Raw genomic sequence first — 19,311 nt, forward strand, 5'->3', positions numbered from 1 at the left:
GGGGGTGGGCGCGGCGCCAGGGGCCCGCCGGTCGGGGGATCGACGATCGGACCCCTGGCGAGGGGGCCGGTTATTGGAAGGAGGCGTCGTCGATGTAGAGGCCGTCGGTTCCCGCGGCGGTCTCGACGTAGAAGGAGGCGTTGGTCAGGGTGCCGGTCCACGACACGGTCGCGGTACCGGTCAACTGGGTCCAGCCGTTCGCGTTCACCGTTTGCGCGGGGGTGAGTTGGAGGTAGTTCGTCGTGCCGTTGGCCGTGTACGTCAGGGTCGCCTTCGCGCTGGGGGTGCCGCTTTGCGAGCGCACCCAGACGCTCGTGGTGTAGCTCTTGCCGTTGGTGAGCAGCGAGGTCACGTTCTGGTGGGGGCCCTGCCAGGCCGAGGTGCGTCCGGAGTTGAGCAGGGAGCGGCTGCCGGCGTAGGCGACGTTCGTGGCCGACGACAGGGTGCCACCCGAGGCCGTCCACCCGGTCGTGCCGTTCTCCATGTTCCCGTTGGTGAGCAGGTTTCCCCCGGTGCCGCCACCGGCGGTGAACTGCCACCAGTTGAGGTTGAACAGGTTGCCGCTGCCGCCGGTGAAGCGGAGATACAGGTCGCGGGTTCCGGTGGCCCCGCTCACCGGGCAGGTGACGCTGGTCCAGTTCTGCCACCCGCCGGTCCCCGGGACGGAACAGGTGCCGACCAGGGTGCCGGTGGCGCTGCCCAGGCGGAGTTCGATGGTGCCGCCGCTCGCCGCCGAGGCCACCCGGGCGGTGAACGACGAGGCGCCCGTGCCGAAGGCGACGCCCTTGACCTTGATGTTGTCGCCGTTGCTGATGAAGCCGACGTTCATGCCGCCTTCGCTGGAGGGCTCGGTCTCGACGCCGTTCGCCCAGGCGATGGTCTCGGCCTCCTGGCGTACGAACGGGTTCAGCGTTCCCACCTGCGGGGGGCCGGCGGTGGTCATGTTGATGGTCGGGATGGTGCCGTCGGCGTTGTAGGTGAACTTCTCCACGGCGACCGAGCGGGTGTAGCCGCCGCCGCCCGGCAGCGCGCCGTTGTGGTAGAAGAAGTAGGATCCGCCGTTGAAGTCGATGATCCCGGGGTGGTTGGTGAAGCTGCTGCCCTGGCGGGGCATGATCGTTCCCCGGTAGGTCCACGGTCCGGTGGCGCTGGGCGCTGTGGAGTAGGCGATGAACTCCGAGCAGCATTCGGCGGCGAACACGTTGTAGTAGAGGTTGCCGCGCTTGAAGACCCAGGGCCCCTCCTCGTAGAGGGTGGGCCGGCTCGCGTTGCCGTTGCGCGTGCCGAAGCCCGCGGTGGTGAGCGGGATCTGGGTCGCGCTGCCGGAGAAGGAGATCATGTCGGTGTTGAGCCGGACGTACCAGAGACGGGGGTTGCCCCAGTACAGGTAAGCCTGGCCGTTGTCGTCGATGAACGCGTGCGGGTCGATCTCGCCGTTCTCGACGAGCGGGCGGCCCAGCGCGTCGCGGAAAGGCCCGGTGGGGCTGTCGCCGACCGCGACTCCGATCGCCATCCCGCCGGTCGCCCGGTTGCGCACCGGCACGTACCAGTAGAACTTCCCGTTGCGGGGGACGACGTGGCCGGCCCAGGCGTTGGCGTCGGCCCAGGCGAAGGTGGCCAGGCTCATGGGCGAGCCGTGGTCGGTCCAGTTGGCCATGTCGGTGGAGGAGAAGACCCGCCAGTCGCGCATGGTGAAGTAGGTCGAGCCGTCCTCGTCGTGGCCGGTGTAGAGGTAGACACGGCCGTTGTGGACGAGTGGCGCGGGGTCCGCGGTGTAGATGGTCTGGACGATCGGGTTGTCCGCCCTCGCGGAGAGCGGGGACAACGCGATCAACATCAGCAGGCTCAGTGTCCAGAGGACCAGGTGGCGAGCTTTTCTTCTCGCCGTGCGAAGTGCGGGTCTCACCGGTCGTCTCCCTCAGGCGGTGTTCGTTGGGGGGGTGTTGGTGGCCCCGGACGCGGCGGCTCGGCGTCTCCGACGCGTCCGGGGCGGTTCAGAGGGGATCGGTCTCGCGCCGTTCCGGCTCGAACCGGTCCTGATCGCGTGCCGTGACGACGTTCACCCGATGGGGTGTGCGCCTTCGCGGTGAGCGTCGGAGACGTTCGAGCCGGATCGGTGTCATGGTGTTATCGCTGCAGGGTGAGCAGGCCGGGGCGGTAGGGCAGCAGGCCGTAGTCGACTCCGTTGGAGTTGGGGTTGCGGCCCTGGTAGAGCAGCTGCAGGTTGCAGGGGTCGATGGTCATGGTCTGGTCGGCGTTGGTGCGCAGCAGCTCACCGTGGCTGATGTCGTTGGTCCAGGTGGCGCCGCTGTTGGCCTTGCCGGCGAAGGGGTTGCTCTCGGTCGCGGCCTGCGGGGTCCAGTTGCCGCCGAGGCTGGTGGCGGTGAAGGACCGGAAGTAGCGGCCCTGCGAACCGATCGCCTCGACGATCATGAGGTAGCGGTTCTCGTTCTGGATCTTGTAGACCTGGACGGCCTCGAACAGGTTGTTCGTGGTGTCGGTCATGATGGTCGTGTAGTTCGAGCCGAAGTTGCCGGGGAAGTTGCCGATGGGCATGCTGGCCCGGTAGATCTTGCCGTTGTCGCCGGCGAAGAACAGGTACATGTTCTGGCTGTCACCGATGAGCGCCTGGTCGATCGGGCCGGTGTTGGAGCCGGTGATGCTGCCGGTGAAGAGCGTCTGCGCCGCCGACCAGCCGTTGGGGTTGGTGGGATCGGTCGAGGTCTTGTAGGAGAACGCCGCCCCGCCCCACTGGTAGGCGAGCACCCAGATGTTCTTCGGCGCGAAGTAGAACAGCGACGGCGCCACGGTGCCGGAGTTCATCGCGTTCTGGCTGGCCGAGGCCATCTCCGAGTAGTTGGTGAACAGGCTGAAGTTCATCGAACCCCAGCTGGTGCCGAAGTCGTGGGTGGTGGCGTAGACGAGCTGCTTGCCGTTGTAGGGGGCGACGGTGAAGTCCTTCAGCGAGACCCAGCCCGACCTCGGGTTCGCGAGCACGCCCGAGGAGGTCCAGCGGTACGTCGAGGGAAGGGTGCAGGTGCCCGGCGTCGGGGTCACGGTGGGGGTGGGGCTCGGGTTCGTTCCGCCGACCTGGACGAGCTGCCACTGCTGGTTGTTGCCGCCCCAGTCGTCGTACTGGACGATGTTGCCGCCGTCGGCGGTGGAGGCGCCCTGCACCTCCAGGGCCTTGTTGCTGTTGCGGCTGATGAAGCGCACGTAGCCACCCGCCGAGTCGGCGAGGCGCCACTGCTGGTTGGTGCCGTTGAGGTCGGCCCACTGGACGATCGCGCCGCCGTTGGCGGTGGAGAAGTTGTGCACGTCCAGCACCTTGCCGGAGTGGCGGGACTTGATGCGGTAGTAGCCGCCACCGGAGTCGACGAACTGCCACTGCTGCTGGTTGCCGTTGTTACGGGTCCACTGGGTGATGCGGGCGCCGTCGTTGGTGGCCAGGTTGTAGACGTCCAGGGCCTTGCCGCTGTTGCGGTTGACCAGTACGTACCAGGCGTTCGTGTCGACGGTCGCCGCGTTCGCGGTCTGGACGGCCACGAACAGGCTCATCAACAACGTGGCCGCCGCCATGATGACGGCCATGGGTCTGAATCTCAAGATTTACTCCGATTTCATCCGGTGAGGAGCGGAAGGGCTGCTCGGGTCGGTTCTTACGGGGTCGTGAGGTCGAAGCGGCGCACGGTCACCGCGCCGCCGAGGGCCTGGGTGGCGTGGTTGAAGATCCCGAAGCGGTTGCCCATGAAGAACTGCCAGGCGTTGTTCATCGTGAAGGCCGGTCCGAGCGTGGTGAAGTTGGTCCCGTCGGTGCTGTAGGAGAAGCGGGCCTGCCGCCCGGAGCCAGGCCGGATGTCGGCGTTGACCCTCAGCCAGATCCGGCCGCCCGAGACGTTGGCGCTCGCCGCCTCGGTGCCGGTTCCCGTGGTCTGCCAGCTGCTGTTCATGGTCAGCCCGTTGGTCATCACGACGCGGGTCGCCCCGTTGTCGCGTTTGATGCCGATCCAGGCCGACTGGTCACGCAGGATGGCGAGGCCGCTGCGGTCGCCGTTGGCCATCTGCGAGTAGTCGAGTTCGATCGTCGCGGTCGACGACGGCCCCTGGATGCGGTGGGTCAGGGTGTTGCGGGCGTTGTACAGGTCGTTCGTCACGGTCGCGGTCTGCAGGCGCAGGCCGCTGCCGGTCGACCAGCGCGAGTTGTCGGGGTTGTGGTTCCACTCCCACCGGTGGCCGAGCGAGGGGGAGGTGAAGGTGTCGGGGCCGATCATCGACTGAACGGTTTTGTTGGTCTGGATGTTCGGCTTGGGGTAGTTGACGCCCCAGCCGCCGTTCACCGTCTGGATCGTGGGCCAGCCGTCGCCGGTCCAGGTGATCGGCGCGAGAGCGGGCACCCGGCCGCCGGGGTAGGCGTCGACGAACGACATGTAGTACCAGGCGCCGTTCTGGGTCTGCACCAGTCCGCCCTGGTGGGGCACGCCGCCGCCGGAGATCGGGCCGGGCATGTTCAGCAGGACCTGGCGCATCTCGTACGGGCCGAACGGGCTGGTCGAGCGCAGCACGTACTGGCCGTTCGCGGGCTTGGTCAGCCAGATGTAGTAGTAACCGTTCCGCTTGTAGAAGCGGGCGCCCTCAAGGGTGCCGCCGACGCTGGAGGGGGTCTGGAACACCTGCTGGGCGCGCACCTGGCTGAGGCCGTCGGCCGAGAGCTGGGCGACGCTGATCGTGCCGTTGCCGTAGGCGACGTACATCGTGTCGTTGTCGTCGACGAGCAGGCCGGCGTCGTAGTAGCAGTTGTTGATCTGGGAGCGCTTGGTCCAGGTGCCGTCGACCGCCGAGGCGGTGTAGACGTAGGTGCGGTTGAACTCGATGCAGCCCATCCAGTAGTAGGTGCTGTTGCTCGGCCGGTAGTTGAGGGTCGAGGCCCAGATGCCCTTCACGTACGCCCGGCCGCCGTTGAGGTCGTAGGCGTTCGAGTTGAAGTCGAGCCGGGGGACCGAGTGGCCCGCGTACTCCCAGTCGACCAGGTTGTAGGAACGCAGGATCGGCGCGCCCGGCGAGTAGTGCATCGTCGAGGCCGAGTAGTAGTAGGCGTCGCCGACCCGGATGATGTCGCCGTCGGCGAAGTCCTGCCACACGACCGGGTTGGTGTAGTTGCCGCCGGGACCCGGCGTCGGAGTGGGGGTGGGGGTGGGGTTCGGCGTCGGGTTCGTTCCGCCGACCTGGACGAGCTGCCACTGCTGGTTGTTGCCGCCCCAGTCGTCGTACTGGACGATGTTGGCGTTGTCGGCGGTGGAGGCGTTCTGCACCTCCAGGGCCTTGTTGCTGTTGCGGTTGACGAATCTCACGTAGCCGTCAGGTGAGTCGGCGAGGCGCCACTGCTGGTTGGTGCCGTTGAGGTCGGCCCACTGGACGATCGCGCCGCCGTTGGCGGTGGAGAAGCCGCTGACGTCCAGCACCTTGCCGGAGTGGCGTGACTTGATGCGGTAGTAGCCGCCGCCTGAGTCGACGAACTGCCACTGCTGGTTGTTGTTGTTGTTACGGGTCCACTGGGTGATGCGCCCGCCGTCGGCGGTGGAGAGGTTGTAGACGTCCAGGGCCTTGCCGCTGGTGCGGTTGACCAGCACGTACCAGGCGTTCGTGTCGACGGTCGCCGCGGTCGCCGCGGGGCTGGCGAGCGTGAGCAGGGCGCCGGTGAGCATGATCGAGGTGATGGCGGCCAGCAGCATGCGCAGGCGATTTCGCCTGATAAAAGGCATACGTCCTCCCCTGGAGGTCTTTGTTAGCGTTAACATGGCGATCATGACGTCACCCTGAACGTGGCGTCCTGCCGGTCGGAGGTACTCGACGACGCGTTGATCGGGTCGATGCGCAGCAGGTTGTTCTGGTGCCGCAGGTGGTGGGTCGGGAAGTTGTACGACCGGAACGACGACCAGCTTCCGTCGGCGAGCCCGGCCACGCGGTAGAAGGTCGCGTCGGCACGAAAGGTCGTGGAGTTGTCGTTCGGGTCCAGCCGCATCGCGTAGTTGTTGTGGCGCAGGAAACTGCCGGGCACGCTCACCGCCTCGAACGACACCCCGGCCGAGTCGGCCAGACCCGGCACCATCCGCCACAGCTGCTCTCGATACGGGTCGAACGGGTAGGAGTCGATCCGCCCGATCCGGTTGGCGTGCCGCACGAAATAGTCGGGAAGGTTCGACGACTTCAGCCGCACCCAGTTCGGCAGGCCCCACCGGGAGACGAGGGCGTTGTACTCGGCGTCGGTGATCCCGGCGATCGAACCGTGCTTGGAGTTCAGCGGCGGGGTGTAGTCGCGCTGGTTCACCGCCGACCACGCGTTCGCGCCGATGTTCGACGACGACCACAGGTAGTAGTCGTTGTTGACCGGGCTGAAGGAGTCACCCCACAGGCGCCAGCCGCCCTCGTTGGTCTTCTGCAGCAACGGCGCCTCGATGGCGTTGCCGATGCGGATCCCGCTCGTGTAGGTCGTGAAGCTGTTGGGCTGGCCCGTGGAGGAGCGGGATCCGTACAGGTTTCCGTCGTTGAGGTTCTTGTAGTAGAGGTACGTCGTGGAGCCGTCGACCACGATGTCGCCGTCCAGCACGTTGAAGCTGGGGCTGAAGAAGGTCTGCTGCGCGCTGACCGACTGGAAGTCGGCGGTGTAGTTGACCGCCAGGATGTCCCTGCCGCCGGTGTTGAACGAGTAGACGATGCCGTACTGCCCGCGAGAGTTGTCGCGGAAGACCGTCGGGGCCCAGGTATGGCCGCCGGTGGTGTGCATCCGCAGGCGGCGGTAGCCGGTGAAGTCGGTGAGGTTGACCGAGTCCCAGACATGCAGGTACTGGCTGGGCGTACCGAAGTTGAGGCCCTTCAGGTCGGTGGCGACGACGACGAAGGTGCCGTCGAGCTTCCGGAAGATCTGCGGGTCGCGCAGGCCCAGCTGGCCGGCCGTGGGGGTGACCACGGGGTTGTTCTGGTTGAGGGGGGTCCAGTTCAGGCCATCCCGGCTGACCGCCAGGTGCAGGCCGTAGTCGGCGGCCTGCTGGCTCGGGGACTCGGTGAAGTAGCCGAAGACGTACGCGGCGTTCGCCGCGTACGCCGCTCGGGGGAAGCCGACCACGCCGGTGGTGGCGAGGGCGGCCGACGTCAGGGCGGCCTTGCCAAACTGCCTACGGCTCAGTGACACGGCGTTCCTTTCTGTGGTGTTGCAGGTGGGGGGGTGCCCGGTCCCGTCGTCCGGTGGACGACGGGACCGGGGGCGCGGGGTGAGGTCAGGTCACACCGCAGGTCCGGCCGTTGGGGGGAGAACGAGGTGGAGCTGCCGGATTGCCGTTGTGATCGGGCTGGAGGCCGAGGCCGCCGGGTCGCCGGTGGTATGGCCGTCCGCCCGCCGATCCCGGGCGGACGGCCTCTCCCCACCGGGAGGTCAGGCTCGGGAGCAGGTGTTTCCGTTGAGGGTGAAGGAGGAGGGCGCGGAGGTGTTGCCGGTGTGGTTGGCCTGGAAGCCGATGTCGACCGAGCCGCCGGCGGGGATCGAGCCGTTGTAGCTCACGTTGCGCGCCGTCACCTGGCCGCTGGAGGGCGAGTAGGTGGCGTTCCAGCCCGAGGTGATGGTCTGGCCGGACGGCAGGCCGAAGACCAGCGACCAGCCGTTGATCGCGGAGGAGCCGGTGTTGGTGATGGTGATCGACGAGGTGAGTCCGGTGTTCCAGGCGTTGAGGGTGTACGCCACCCGGCACGGCCCGCCCGGGCCCGGCGTGGGAGTGACCGTGGGGGTGGGGGTCGGGGTGGGCGTGGGGGACGGGTTGGGGGTGACCGAGTTGAGGGTGTTCAGGACGGAGGTGTAGGCGGCCTTCTTGTTGCCCGAGGCGTCGAAGAGGAGGGGGTTCTGGCCGGTACGCCAGGAGTCGCTGTCGCGGATGCCCCAGACGGTGATGCCGTTGCAGCGGGCGACGTTCAGGCAGGCGCGGGTGACGGCGGCGTAGGCGTTGGCCTGGTTGGAGCCGGAGATGTCGAGTTCGGTGATCTGGACGTCGACGCCGAGGTCCGCGAAGCGCTGGAGGTTGGCCTGGTAGTCGCTGGGGGCGGAGTTGGTCAGGTGACTCTGGAAACCGACGCAGTCGATGGGCACGCCGCGTGCCTTGAAGTCGCGGACCATGTTGTAGATGCCGGTGCTCTTGGCGTTGATGCCGTCGGTGTTGTAGTCGTTGTAGCAGAGTTTGGCACCGGGGTCGGCGGCGCGGGCCGCGCGGAAGGCGGCTTCGATCCAGTCGTTGCCGGTTCGCTGGAGGCTGGAGTCACGGCGCCCGCCGCCTCCGCCGTCGGCGAAGGCCTCGTTGACGACGTCCCAGGAGTGGATCTTGCCGCGGAAGTAGGTGGCGACCTGGGTGACGTGGTTGATGGCCGCGTTGCGCAGGTCGGAGCCGGACAACCCCTGGGCCCAGCCGGGCATCTGCTGGTGCCACAGCAGGGCGTGCCCGCGAATCGACTTGCCCTGGCCGATCGCGTGGTTCACGATGCGGTTGGCGTTGTTGTAGTTGAAGTTGCCGCGCTGGGGTTCGGTGGCGTCCCACTTCATCTCGTTCTCGGCGGTGACCGAGTTGAACTCCCGGTTCAGGATGTTCACATAGGTGGAGTCACCGAGCCTGCCCGCCGCGATGGCCGCGCCGAAGTAACGGCCCGACTGGGCGGCGGCGGCTCCGAGCGTCGCCTCCGCGGCGGAGGCGGTCTGCTGGACGGCCACCACGACGCCGGCCCCGAGGGCGGCGGCGATCGCGATGGTGATGGTTCGTCGTGCTTTCGAGGCGATGTCTGGGATCGCGGTGAAGAGCATGCCGGTTCCTTGGGGGGGTGATGAGGCGTCAGCGGATGGAGTCGGTCCGGAGGAGCAGGCCGGGCTTCGAGAGCGGGTAAGAGCCGATCAGAGCCGTCGTCGCGAGGTGGGCGGGTCGCCGCCGACACACCGGGAGACGGGCCAAAGGTCCGTCCTGGGCTCGCGTTCGAGGTGAGACGGGCATCCAACGCTCCTTGGCCAGGTCGAGGGGGCAGTGGCCATCGAGATTTGTTATCGCTAACATCTGGGCTTCCAGATCTCCATGGCCTGCTCCTGTAAGTGCGTTGTCGGGGAGTACATCCGACGGTCCGATCCACCGTCAACGAGTCACAACCCTCGCTGACCTGGGCATTGCTAACGAAACGTTTCCCGGCCTGGGCATTCGTCCAGAGGGAGATCGCGTCGCGTTGCCTGCGAATGTGAAAGTTTCACAGAAGTTACCGGTTGGCAACCATGGAATTCTGACCGAATACAGCTGACTTCCTCAAGACCCCTGGTTGACAAGTTGGGGAGGAGGGACCGATCGGTGGAAATCTTCTCGCCCACTCCCGGTGTCCGCCGGATCGACGGTCGTTCCACGTGTCCGGCGGGGGAGGGGGCGCCTCGGCGGAGACGAGAGGCGCGGGCGCCGAGCTCCCGGCTCATGAGGGCGTGCCCCTCTTTTGGGAGGGCCGAAAACCCCGGTGCAGTCCGGGCAGGTTTCTGTGATGTGAACGATTGACGCGGCCGTAACGCGGGCCTTACATTGCTCGCAGCAATGTTAGCGCAAACACCCATATCGCACCGATCGGCCCTCGATGCCCGGCTCGCCGTCGCCCGAGCGGCTCTCCGGCCGTAGGTGATTTCGAGGGCGGTCCGGGACGTTCGCCGACGCCGTCCCGGCGCCAAGATCCTCGGCCTGCCCTGACATGTGCGGGCCGGTTGCCCGCGACAGGCCGGCGCTCCGGTCTTGAGGTCGCGGCTGAAGGCCCGCGGGTCCCTCCACGGCGCGAGCGCGCGTTGCCCCCTTCCGCTTTCGCCGCCCGGCTCGCCGCGCACCGGAGACCGGGACGACGCGAGGCTCGCTCCGGCGTTTCACCCTCGTGTTCGCCGGGGCGTCGGCCGTCTGGACGGTATCGCTCCGCACGCACATCACCCGCGGAGTCTTCGCGGGCGGAGCGAACCGTCTTCCCCTGATCTTTTCCGGCATCGTGACCGCGGGCGCCCGGACGCGTGCCCGCGCGGCCATGGATCCCAGTCGCTCGCGTCGCATCGGAGTGGGCCGTGCGTTACGGAACATCGCAATGATCCATGACACACATTGCAAGAATCTGTGAGGTGTCCGCAGGTATAGAGCAAGATTACGAAACTATTTCACAAGACTCTTGTGGGGTGAGGCGCCGGAGTCCTACTGTCGCCTCACCCTCGTGGCGTTCGCTCCGCCCCGAGCGTTTTCAGGTGTTCCCCCGAGAGAAACGAGCATCCGAATGTCACGGAGCATCACGGAAGCCGCGGCGAGACGGACAGGCGGGCCACCGCGAAGGGCGCCGCGAAGAGGACCGGCGGCGATCGCGGCGGTGATCGTGGCCTTCACCGGCCTCGGCGTCGTGCCCGGTTCCCCCGCCCTCGCGGGCACGGGCGGTGCCCCGGCCCCCGTGGTGACGCGCGCCGCCCTCGACCCGTCACTCGTCGCGGGGCGGGGCGCCGATGTCGCCTTCACCGAGCAGGAGGCCGAGAACGCCACGACGAACGGCACGACCATCGGCCCGGACCGCGACGCGTACACGCTCGCGGGGGAGGCGTCGGGCCGTAGGGCGGTCAGGCTGACGCCGGGGCGGCACGTCGAGTTCACGCTGCCGAAGGCGGCGAACGCGATCACCGTGCGTTACAGCATTCCGGACGCCCCCAACGGCGGTGGTATCACCGCGCCGCTACATGTCACGGTGAACGGCGGCGGCGGGAAGGTGATGACCCTCACGTCGCAGTACTCGTGGCTGTACAACCAGTATCCGTTCACGAACGATCCGAACGCCGACCTGCTGCACCCCGACTGGTGGATCACCGAGTGCGCCTGCGTGCCCAGTGCCACGACGCCCACTCCGACGATCACGAAGCCGTTCCGGCCGACCCACTTCTACGACGAGCAGCGTCTCCTGCTCGGCAGGACGTACCGCGCGGGTGACAGAGTGCGGCTCACGGTCCCGGCCGGGAGCAACGCGGCGTGGACGGTGATCGACCTGCTCGGCTCGGAGCTCGTCGGCGCGCCGCACGTCAGGCTCGTCGCGGCGAACGTGCTGGCGTTCGGCGCCGACCCGCTCGGCAGGCGCGACTCCGCCGACGCGATCGACAGGGCGATCGCCTTCGCCAAGCGCGGCCGCCTCAAGGTCTACATCCCGCCGGGCGTCTACCAGGTGAACCGTCACATCGTCGTCGACGATGTGACGATCGAGGGCGCCGGCAACTGGTACACGATCATCAAGGGCAGACAGGTCGCCCTTCCCTCCCCGGCCCCCGACGGCTCGGTGCACACCGGCGTCGGCTTCTACGGCAAGGACGCGTCAAAGGGCGGCAGCAGGAACGTGCACCTGTCCGGCTTCGCGATCGAGGGCGACGTCCGCGAGCGCATCGACACCGACCAGGTGAACGGCATCGGCGGGGCGCTGAGCGACTCGACCGTCGACGGCCTCTACATCCACCGCACCAAGGTGGGCATGTGGTTCGACGGGCCGATGAAGAACCTGAGGATCACGAACAACATCATCGTCGACCAGATCGCCGACGCCCTCAACTTCCACGGCGGCGTCACGGACTCGGTCGTGTCGAACAACTTCATCCGCAACACCGGCGACGACGGCCTCGCCCTGTGGTCCGAGAAGATCGCCAACGCCCGCAACACCTTCGACCGCAACACCGTGCAGACGCCGACCCTCGCGAACGGCATCGCCGTCTACGGCGGCTCGGACAACACCGTCTCGGGCAACCTCGTCGCCGACCCGATCCGCGAGGGCAGCGGCATCCACGTCGGCTCCCGCTTCGGCGCCGAGGCGTTCGCGGGGAAACTGGCGATCAAGGACAACACCACGGTCCGGGCCGGCACGTACGAGCTGAACTGGAACATCGGCCTGGGAGCCATCTGGCTCTACGCGCTCGACAAGAACATCGAGGCCGACATCCAGGTGGTCGGCAACCACTTCCTCGACAACACCTACAACGCGATCATGCTGGTCAGCGAGTGGGGGGTGAAGGACCTGTACTCGATCACGAACGTCCACTTCAAGGACATCAGGGTCGACGGCACCGGCACCTCCGTGGTGAGCGCCCGGGTGAAGGGATCGGCCTCCTTCGAGAACGTGGACGCCCGCAACGGCGGCGCGGTCGGCGTCAACAACTGCGGTTCGTTCAACTTCCCGCCCACCGGCTCGGAGTTCTCCCTGACCGACCTCGGCGGCAACGACGGGGGCGGCACCACCGGGGCCTGGCTCGCCCCGTGGATGCTGCCCAACACCATCACCTGCGACGACCGCCCGCCGGTGGTCGCGCCGCCGGCGCCCTCCCCGTGGTGATCGTCCGGTCGTAGCGGCAGAGCGTACGTCGCTCTTCGAAACCACCGGCCCCTCCATAGCGGGCGCCGGTGTCACGGCGGCACCGGCCGAACGGTCGGTGCCACGGTTCGCGGGGCCGTCGGACCGCGGGGAGATCCCTCCCCGCGGTCCGGGTTCCGGTACGGGCGGTGGTCACCGGAGACAACCGAATGCCAAAAGGCGCGCCCAGCACGATAAGTGTGATTTTCGACAAAAGTGCATTTAATAGTGAAATGCCGCAGAAACTGCTGAGCCAGGAGTGGAAGTCGGTCTCTTTTTCATCACATGGTCTGATATGGCAGCGTGGACCGTTCCCACCTGCCACTCTTGTCGAGCCGCACCACGGCCTTCCCTTCTTTCCTGGAGTTCCATATGCGTTTCAAGACGCCTCTGGCGATCGCGGCTACCGCGGTTCTCGCGGTCGGCATGTCCAGCATCACCACCGCCTCCGCCGCCCAGACCTCAGGCGCCGACCTCATCTACGCGTGCAAGCTGAAGAGCACCGGTCTGGTGCGTCTGGTCTCCGCCACCACCAAGTGCAAGCCGACCGAGGTCAAGACGTGGTGGGCCAAGCAGTCCGCCCAGGGCCAGAGCACGGTCGCCGGCCCCGGCCCCCAGGGACCCGCCGGGCGTGACGGCAAGGACGGCAGGGACGGCAAGGACGGCGTCGGAACCCAGGGGCCGGCCGGACCTCGCGGCTACCAGGGGAAGACCGGCCCGCAGGGACCCGCCGGGCCGAAGGGCGCCCCCGGTGAGACCGGGCCTGAAGGACCCCAGGGTCCCGCGGGGGAGGACGGCGGGCTTCCCGCCGTCTACGCCTACAAGGTCGGTCCGGTCTGGACGACGTGCAAGCTGCTGCCCGGGTACGCCATCGCCGCCTACGACTGCAAGGTCACCAAGGAGCCGGCGAAGGAGCGCCCCGCCCCCACTCCGACGCCCACCGCCACGCCCTCGCACACCCCCACCCCCCAGTAGTCGCGCACCCCGAAGAGCCCCGTCCTTCATCTCGAAGACGGGGCTCTTCGGCTTTCCATGCGGGTCGAGGGCGGGCCGGGCCGGCTCGCCCCCGACCCGCGCGCAGGGAACCGGCCCGGCCTCGGTGCCCGCTCCCGAAGGCGCCGAGGTCAGATGCCGCGGCGCATCGACCTGGTGCCCATAGCGAGACCGACCGCGGCGACGGCGCAGGCCCAGAGCGTTCCGTACAGCACCGAGGCGTCCGCGAAACGGCCGGAGAACAGCGCCCGCTCCGCGTCGACGATGTGGGTGACCGGGTTCAGCGTGGCGGCGACCTGGAGCCACGCCGGGCCGAAGTCCATCGGCAGCAGCACGCCTGAGAGCAGAATCAGCGGAAACAACACCAGCTGGGTGACCCCGTAGAACAGGTTGCCGCTCGGAGCGGAGGCGACCGCGAGGGTGAAGGAGAGCGCGCCCAGGCCGATCCCGAACACGGTCAGTATCACCAGCCCGGTCAGCACACCCGGCAGGTGCGGGCGGAAGCCCAGCGGCACCGCGAGAACGATGATCAGCACGGCCTGGGCGAGCAGGATCACGAACTCCTTCATCGTCCGGCCGACGAGCATCGCCGTGCGGTTCAGCGGGGTGACCAGCATGCGCTCCATCGAGCCGCCGATCAGCTCCACCAGCAGCGAGTATCCGGCCATCATCGGCCCGGACAGGCACATCATGATCAGGATGCCTGGCACGAACCACTGCCACGGCGAGCCCTCGAAGCTCCGCGTTCCCCCGAGCAGCGGGCCGAACAGGAACAGGAAGAGCAGCGGCTGGCCCATGGTGAACAGGAGGCCGAGGGGTTCGCGCGGCACGGGGGCGAACTCGCGGGAGAACACGGTCACGGTGTCGCGGAGGAAGGATCGTACGCGCACGGGGCGGCCTTTCTTGCCGGCGGGGAGAGGGCTGTGGGGGTGAGGGCCGCGTGGGTCGTGGTCGTCGGGCGCGGCCGGTCGGTGTGAGGGGTTGTGCGGGCAGGGATGTGCGGGTCACGGTCATTGGGCGTGGCCGGTCGGTGTGAGGGGCGCGGTGCCATGGGTCAGGCGTCGTGCGGGCCGGCCGAGTCTGAGCGAGGGCTCTCGTCGCTCTCGCGCAGGCTGCGGCCGGTCAGCGCGAGGAACACGTCGTCCAGGGTGGGCCGGGCGGTCTCGGCGGTGGCGACCTTCACCCCCGATGCCTCCAGGTGGCGCAGATACTCCGGCAGCGCCGCGCCCGCGTGGGGGACCCGCAGCCGCACCGTCCTGCCTGCGACGGTGACCGCGTCCGATCCCGCGATCCGCGCGGCGACCTCGGCGGCCCTCGCCGCCTGTGGCTCGTCGTGGACGGTGACCGTGACGCGGTCACCGGCCAGATCGCCCTTCAGCCGATCGGCGGTTCCGTCGGCGATGATCCGGCCGTGGTCGATGATCACCACCCGTTCGGCCATGGTGTCGGCCTCCTCCAGGTAGTGGGTGGTGAGGAAGAGGGTCGTGCCGTGCAGCTCACGCAGCCGCAGGATGTGCTCCCAGATGTGGGCGCGGCTCTGCGGGTCGAGGCCGGTCGAGGGCTCGTCCAGGAAGAGCAGGCCGGGCCGGTGGATGAGCCCCAGGGCGATGTCGAGGCGGCGGCGCTGGCCGCCCGAGAGGGTGCCGGGTTTGCGGGTGGCCAGGGACTCCAGGTCCAGCAGGCCGAGGACCTCGTCGGCCCGCCGGTGCGCCTCGGACCGGCGAAGGCCGTAGCAGCGCGCCTGGGTCACCAGCTCGTCGCGGACCCGGAAGTTCTCCCCCGAGCCGTTCTTCTGGCCGACGTACCCGATGCGGGCGCGGACCCCCGCCGGATCCGACACGACGTCGCGGCCCGCGACGATCGCGGTTCCCGACGTCGGCGGGAGCAGGGAGGTCAGCATGCGCAGGCTGGTGGACTTGCCCGCGCCGTTCGGACCGAGGAAGGCCACCAACTGGCCCTCCTCCACATCGATGTCGAGGCCGCGCACGGCGTCGACGACTCCTTTCCCGACCTTGAATCGCCGGGTCAGCCCTCGGGCATGGATCATCGTCCCCTCCTCGGGGTGGGCGGTCGGTGGCATGCCGAAGAAACCCCTGGTCGGGGGCCCGGCTGGAAGATGACTCATCCTTACCCATGCGATCGGGGCGAGGCAAACGTGAAAGATACATTCACATTTGCTCTGACCTGCGGAAACGCGGGCTCACTCGACCGGTGGGAATCTTCTCTCCGAAACTCCTCGGAATAAGGACCCATGGGCTGGCCTGGGCTTTTTCCCCATCGGGCCGGGGCGATGGGAAACGGTGTGATTTTTTTCTTTCCGCCGGAGATTCCGGGACCCGGTGCCGCCCTCCGGGCCGCTTGAACGCGAGAGAGCCCTGGGCGCCGGATCGGTGCCCAGGGCTCGGTGGTCAGGTCTCCGCGCGGTCGTGGGCCGTCGGCCGGGGTCCGCGGGAGGCGAAGGTCAGGAGTCCTGCCACGACAGGGCCAGGGTGGTGTGGCGCTTGCGCAGAACCAGTACGCCGGGCGGAGGGGCGCCCCGGTAGGCGTCGATGTGGAGCCCTGTCGTCATGGGCCGGTCCGCCATGTCCCACGCCTGGATGTGGGCGACCATCTCACGCGCCAGCCGCACCCTGTCGGGCCCGTGACCGCGCGCGATCAGGGTTCCGTCCGGTGACGGCTCCAGCAGACAGAGATTGTCGCCCTCGACGATGCCGACGGCCATCCTGAACCCCGTCGTGTCGAGCGGGGGCGAGGCCAGCCACCCGGGCCGAGCCTCCGAGATCGTGCACCAGCGGGGCTCGTGCACCGCGAGCCACAGGCTCAACCCGTCGAGGAGCTGGGGGAGGCTGACGCTGATCTCGGTGGACAGCTCGACCACCGGTCCGTCGAGCGCCCCCAGCACGTCACCGATCTCGCCCGCCTCGGGCAGTGAGATCATGAGGTCGGACTCCCGGTCCAATACCAGGGTCGTCTCGGGGCCCGCGAAGGGGCCGCGCATTCGCATGAACCCGCAGGGCAGCACCGAGCGGCTCGTCCAGTGTCCGTTGTCTCGTTCCATCGCCACCGAGCGCTGCACCCCGCGCAGGTCCAGTGGAACGACGAGGCGTCCGCCGGGCGCGAGCTGCTCCAGCCAGGCCGGGGCGAGGTCCCACACGCCCACGGTGGCGATCACCCGGTCGTAGGGCGCCCCCGGTGCGAACCCCTCGGATCCGTCGCCGCACACGAGTCTCACCTCGGGGTGTCCCGCGGCCGACAGGTGCTCCCCGGCGAGCGCCACCAGGTCGGGGTCGATGTCGACGCTCACCACCTCTCCCTCGGGCCCCACCAGGTGGGCGAGCAGGGCGGCGTTGTATCCCGTCCCGGTCCCGATCTCCAGCACCCGCTGTCCCGGCTCCACCCCGAGTTGGTCCAGCATCAGAGCCATGATCGCCGGCTGGGAGGAGGAGCTGATCGGAAGGCCGTCCGCGTCGCGCTTGGTCACGATCGCGTCGTCCTGGTAGACGGCCTGAGCGGGAAGCTCGGGCAGGAAAACGTGTCGTGGCACCGCCAGAAACGCGTCGGCCACGGCCTGGCTGATCCCGCGGGCGCGTACTCGCGAGACCATTTCCTCCCGTAACGCGTGCCACCCAGTCATCGTTGACCTCCGTGCCGTATGCGTATGTGGCGGCCTGAGCCGTATGCCCCGTCAGGTGAAAAGCGTCCGTTTGTTAGATGTCGTATGAGAAAACGAAGCCTGAGGGCCGTGACGGTACCTCGCATAGGGGAGCCACGCAACGTCCACGCGGGCGGGAAATTCTGTTGCCCGACCGGCTGGGAATGTCGTGAAACGGCTTTAACATCTCAGCATGAACAGTGATTTCGACTTCCTGCACGGCACCTGGGACATAGACAACCGCAGGCTCCTCAAGCCGCTGAGCGGGGACGACGAGTGGGAGGAGTTCCCCAGCGTCGCCGTCTGCCACGGCTTTTTCGACGGCGCGGGCGTTTTCGACGAGATCACCTTCCCCACGAAGGGCTTCAAAGGGGCGTCGATACGAACCTTTGACGTCGAACGCGAACTTTGGGCGATTTACTGGGTCAACAGTGAGACCGGCGTCCTCCACAATCCCGTCTTCGGCCGGTTCATTGACGGGAAGGGCGTGTTCTCCGGCGACGAAACCTACGAGGGCACACCCGTCCGGATGCGATACACCTGGTCGGAGATCACGCCGACCTCGGCCCTGTGGGAGCAGGCGTTCTCCGCGGACGGAGAGAAGACCTGGGAGACCAACTGGACGATGAGGCACACCCGCCGCGCATGACACGGCACGGGTGAAGGGGTGGTGGAGGGCGGAATCGGCCGCCCTCCACCTGTGGCCCTGGAAACGTGGACCGCCGTCCGGCATTCGGGGGACGGAGCCGGACAGCCATGAATCTATGCGTCCACCAGCATGATGTATGCGTAGAAATGCACGCTTATTGCAGGCAGAACTCGTTGCCCTCCGGATCGGTCATGACGCTCCAGTATTCGCCGTTCTCCTCCGCCGTGCGGACCTCGACGGCGCCCAGAGCGACGAGCCGTCCCGCCTCCGTCTTCACGCGCTCGCGGCGCTCCTCCAGCGACGTGCCGGGTGAGCCCCCCACGTTGACGTCCAGATGGACGCGGTTCTTGGCGGTCTTCCCCTCGGGCACGCGCTGGAAGTAGAAGCGAGGCCGTCCCTCGGCCGGGTCCACGATGGCCGACCAGTTGGAGCGCCGCTCCTCGGGGATGCCCTCGGCCTCCTCCCATGCCTCCCAGCTGCCGAACCCCTCGGGGGGCGGCTGAAGACGGTAACCGAGGGCCTCGGCCCAGAAGGCGGCGAGCGACGGCGGGTCGTTGGCGTCGAAAGTGATCTGGATCTCCATGGGGATCCCTATGCCCATTCGGCGAGAATCCTGGCCTCCTTCTCGGGATCGATGCCGTGGTTGCGGAACGAGCGCTCCGCGGGAGGGACGTCGCGGAGCCACGCCCAGGTGTCGCGGACGGTCTCGGCGACGGGGCGGCAGGTCAACCCGGCCGCGATGGCCTTCGCCGACGACGGCAGCCAGACCGCGGCGAAGTCGGCCCCGGCCGGCACCCAAACCGGGAACTCGCTCCACGGCGCCACCTCGCGGTCGAGCAGGAACCGGTCGTCGACCCAGACGAACTCGGCGTCCGAGCCGGTCGCCGCCCGGCACTCGGCCAGCCAGCCGCCGTAGGTGATGTTGCCCCGCACCCCGGAGGCGAGGAAGCGGTCGGCCTTGCCGGCCTCGGTGCGGTCGAGGACGAACGCGGCGAGGTCACGGACGTCGATGAGCTGCATCGCGCGGTCCGGGTCGCCGGGCGCGAGCACCCGCCCGCCCCGGGAGATCCGGTCCAGCCACCAGGGCAGGCGGCCCACGTCCTCGTACGGGCCGAGGATGAGACCCGGCTGGACGATGAGCGCCTCGCCCTCGAAACCCTCCTCCACCGCCCGCTCGCACCCCGCCTTGAGCGTGCCGTAGTCGCCGTCCTGCGGGCCGGCGTCCGGGGCGCACTCGTATCGGGGCGAGCTCTCGTCGCACTCCCGCACCGGGAAGTCGGCGATCGCCGAGATGCTGGAGATGTACGTGTAGACGCCCGCGTGGCCGTTGAGCCTGCGCACCGACTCACCGACCACCCTCGGGACCCTGCCCATGACGTCGACGACGGCGTCCCACTCCCGGCCCTCCACCAGGCGGTCCAGGTCTTCCGGCACCTCGCGGTCGCCCCTCACCGCCTCCACGCCCGGCAGGTCCACCCCGCTGCGCCCCCGGTTGAACGTCGTGACCTCGTGCCCGCGCCGCAGCGCCTCTTGAGTGATGGCCCGGCCGAGGAAGACCGAGCCACCGATGATCAGGATTCTCATGCGCCCCATCCTGGGCGCCCGGCAGGTGCGCGGCTACCGG

Annotated in this window: 13 protein-coding genes; 3 read left to right on the forward strand and 10 right to left on the reverse strand. The window is 68.2% G+C overall.

The genetic code is table 11. From position 1 onward, the window contains the following. Nucleotides 1–70 precede the first annotated feature (70 nt). The 5 genes from ACFY3V_RS17695 to ACFY3V_RS17715 all read right to left on the reverse strand — a co-directional run bounded on the left by ACFY3V_RS17695 (nt 71) and on the right by ACFY3V_RS17715 (nt 8,833). On the reverse strand, nt 71–1,906 hold the full coding sequence (locus ACFY3V_RS17695; protein WP_389774422.1) for a family 43 glycosylhydrolase: 1,836 nt from the start codon (nt 1,904–1,906) through the stop codon (nt 71–73). 221 nt (nt 1,907–2,127) lie between these two features. Continuing rightward, entirely contained in the window at nt 2,128–3,558 is a 1,431-nt protein-coding gene (locus ACFY3V_RS17700) for a non-reducing end alpha-L-arabinofuranosidase family hydrolase (RefSeq protein WP_389774752.1), read from the reverse strand. Nucleotides 3,559–3,659: 101 nt separating this feature from the next. After that, the gene (locus tag ACFY3V_RS17705) at nt 3,660–5,759 is read right to left on the reverse strand and encodes a family 43 glycosylhydrolase (protein WP_362900347.1); all 2,100 of its coding nucleotides are present in this window, start codon (nt 5,757–5,759) and stop codon (nt 3,660–3,662) included. A 41-nt stretch (nt 5,760–5,800) separates the two neighbouring features. Then, complete coding sequence (locus ACFY3V_RS17710) at nt 5,801–7,186, reverse strand: glycoside hydrolase family 43 protein (protein ID WP_362900345.1); 1,386 nt, start codon at nt 7,184–7,186, stop codon at nt 5,801–5,803. 240 nt (nt 7,187–7,426) lie between these two features. Next, nucleotides 7,427–8,833, reverse strand: coding sequence for an endo-1,4-beta-xylanase (locus ACFY3V_RS17715; RefSeq protein ID WP_389774426.1), 1,407 nt, complete (start codon nt 8,831–8,833; stop codon nt 7,427–7,429). A gap of 1,556 nt (nt 8,834–10,389) precedes the next feature. Here ACFY3V_RS17715 and ACFY3V_RS17720 point away from each other — a divergent pair. Further along, entirely contained in the window at nt 10,390–12,375 is a 1,986-nt protein-coding gene (locus tag ACFY3V_RS17720) for a glycosyl hydrolase family 28-related protein (RefSeq protein ID WP_389774429.1), read from the forward strand. Between the two features lie 390 nt (nt 12,376–12,765). Beyond that, on the forward strand, nt 12,766–13,368 hold the full coding sequence (locus tag ACFY3V_RS17725; RefSeq protein WP_350950380.1) for a hypothetical protein: 603 nt from the start codon (nt 12,766–12,768) through the stop codon (nt 13,366–13,368). A 149-nt stretch (nt 13,369–13,517) separates the two neighbouring features. Here ACFY3V_RS17725 and ACFY3V_RS17730 read toward each other — a convergent pair whose 3' ends face one another. From ACFY3V_RS17730 to fxlM, 3 genes are all read right to left on the reverse strand, one after another. Beyond that, a complete protein-coding gene (locus tag ACFY3V_RS17730; protein ID WP_362900339.1) occupies nt 13,518–14,276 on the reverse strand; it encodes an ABC transporter permease in 759 nt (252 codons plus the stop codon). Nucleotides 14,277–14,440: 164 nt separating this feature from the next. Then, nucleotides 14,441–15,433, reverse strand: coding sequence for an ATP-binding cassette domain-containing protein (locus ACFY3V_RS17735; protein ID WP_362900463.1), 993 nt, complete (start codon nt 15,431–15,433; stop codon nt 14,441–14,443). Nucleotides 15,434–15,847: 414 nt separating this feature from the next. Continuing rightward, the gene (fxlM, locus tag ACFY3V_RS17740) at nt 15,848–17,020 is read right to left on the reverse strand and encodes a methyltransferase, FxLD system (protein WP_389774433.1); all 1,173 of its coding nucleotides are present in this window, start codon (nt 17,018–17,020) and stop codon (nt 15,848–15,850) included. Between the two features lie 211 nt (nt 17,021–17,231). On the opposite strand from fxlM, the gene ACFY3V_RS17745 reads away from it, so the two are divergent. Beyond that, nucleotides 17,232–17,687 (forward strand): hypothetical protein, encoded by a 456-nt coding sequence (locus tag ACFY3V_RS17745; RefSeq protein WP_389774436.1) that lies wholly within the window; start codon nt 17,232–17,234, stop codon nt 17,685–17,687. A 154-nt stretch (nt 17,688–17,841) separates the two neighbouring features. Here the strand turns inward: ACFY3V_RS17745 and ACFY3V_RS17750 are convergent, their stop codons facing one another. Then, nucleotides 17,842–18,288, reverse strand: a complete 447-nt coding sequence (locus ACFY3V_RS17750; protein ID WP_350946624.1) for a VOC family protein — start codon at nt 18,286–18,288, stop codon at nt 17,842–17,844. Beyond that, on the reverse strand, nt 18,279–19,271 hold the full coding sequence (locus ACFY3V_RS17755; RefSeq protein WP_362900334.1) for an NAD-dependent epimerase/dehydratase family protein: 993 nt from the start codon (nt 19,269–19,271) through the stop codon (nt 18,279–18,281). The genes ACFY3V_RS17750 and ACFY3V_RS17755 overlap by 10 nt, the downstream gene beginning before the upstream one ends. Nucleotides 19,272–19,311: the final 40 nt, after the last annotated feature.

The sequence above is a fragment of the Streptosporangium sp. NPDC000095 genome (assembly GCF_042899335.1).
In the GTDB taxonomy this organism is placed as follows: domain Bacteria; phylum Actinomycetota; class Actinomycetes; order Streptosporangiales; family Streptosporangiaceae; genus Streptosporangium.